This window comes from Burkholderia sp. COPS, from assembly GCF_019425585.1.
Taxonomy (GTDB): Bacteria; Pseudomonadota; Gammaproteobacteria; order Burkholderiales; family Burkholderiaceae; genus Burkholderia; species Burkholderia cepacia.
The window spans coordinates 1-1,177 of the sequence record NZ_WIXR01000099.1 but is presented as its reverse complement, the minus strand read 5'-3'; the positions used below and the strand labels follow the sequence as shown (position 1 = coordinate 1,177).

1 protein-coding gene and 1 pseudogene are annotated in these 1,177 nt (G+C 64.5%); both read left to right on the top strand.

Annotated elements, in window-relative coordinates:
• Nucleotides 1-342: alpha/beta hydrolase (locus tag FOZ70_RS37695; protein ID WP_219707905.1), on the top strand; the 342-nt coding region annotated here is incomplete at its 5' end.
• Nucleotides 343-929: 587 nt separating this feature from the next.
• Nucleotides 930-1,177, top strand: a pseudogene (locus tag FOZ70_RS37690) (ABC transporter substrate-binding protein); the annotation flags it as partial.

Sequence of the window (1,177 nt, the reverse complement as noted above, 5' to 3'; positions counted from 1 at the left end):
CGCGCGGGGCGCGCGGGGGCGCGGCTGGGGGGGCGGGCGGGTGTGGGGACGCCGATGCCCGCCGGTTATCCGGAGCCCGACGCGATCGACGCGCACGGCTGGACGCCGGTACCGACCGGGCGGCTGCCGTTTCCGAGCATCGTCGCCGCGAGCCGCAACGATCCGCTCGCGCGCTTCGATCGCATCGAAACGCTGGCGGCAGGGTGGGGCAGCAGGCTCGTCGATCTCGGCGAAGTGGGGCACCTGAATCCGGCGTCGGGGTATGGCGAGTGGCGTGATGCGGAACGGTTGATCGGCGAGGTGATGGCGTTGGGTGAAGGCGATTCAGTCTTGAGGAATTGATATTCGGGCATGGTTTGCCGTCCTCGGGCCGTTTTCGTCCAATCATCGGGCGCCATGACTGACAGCGACGCGACCGCTCCGTCCGATTGACGGACAAGCGGCCGATCGCTGTCATTTTTTGCAGAATGCCGTCAAGGATCCCAAACGAAAGGTGCTGTACGGCGTTGCGTTGAAACCCCGCACGATCATCCGTCCTACCCGCGAGGCCAAGGCTTCGACCGAAGCCGAGGAGGACGACGTCCCGCGCGGCGCGAAAAGTCATTTCCGGCCACCGGGACGTGTTGATCGCGCTGAAGAACCGCTGATTTGCCGGGCCTGCCGAACGCTGACTGCCCCGATCCAGTCGGGGCCAGTTGAATCCACTTCGCCGGGATTGCCCCAGCAGAGATATGACGTCGCAAGACGACTGGGCATCCAGCCGCGATCCCGGCCCATCTTGCCGGGTAATCAAACTGGCACTCACCGGAAGGTTTTTGTCAGGGAAAGTCCCGCCCCGGCCACCTCGGTTTTTTGTTGACCGACATCGTATAACGCCGTCATGATTTCCTGAAAAGAAAGGTCCCATCCACCGACCGAAGTGAGGAGACATGAACGCCACCACGATCGCTCGCCGTGTCCGCCGGATCGCACTCGCCGTGGGCTTCACGCTGTCGGCCTCGGCAGCCGTTGCCGCCCCCGTATCGCTGAACATCGTCGATGTCGCGGGCAACCTGCAACTCACGCAGAAGGTCATCGAAGCCTTCAGGGACAAGAACCCGACCCTCGTGTCGAGCGTCACGTTCACGAACGCGCCGGCGCCGCAGCTGCCGGGCAAGATCAAGGCGATGCAGGCGGC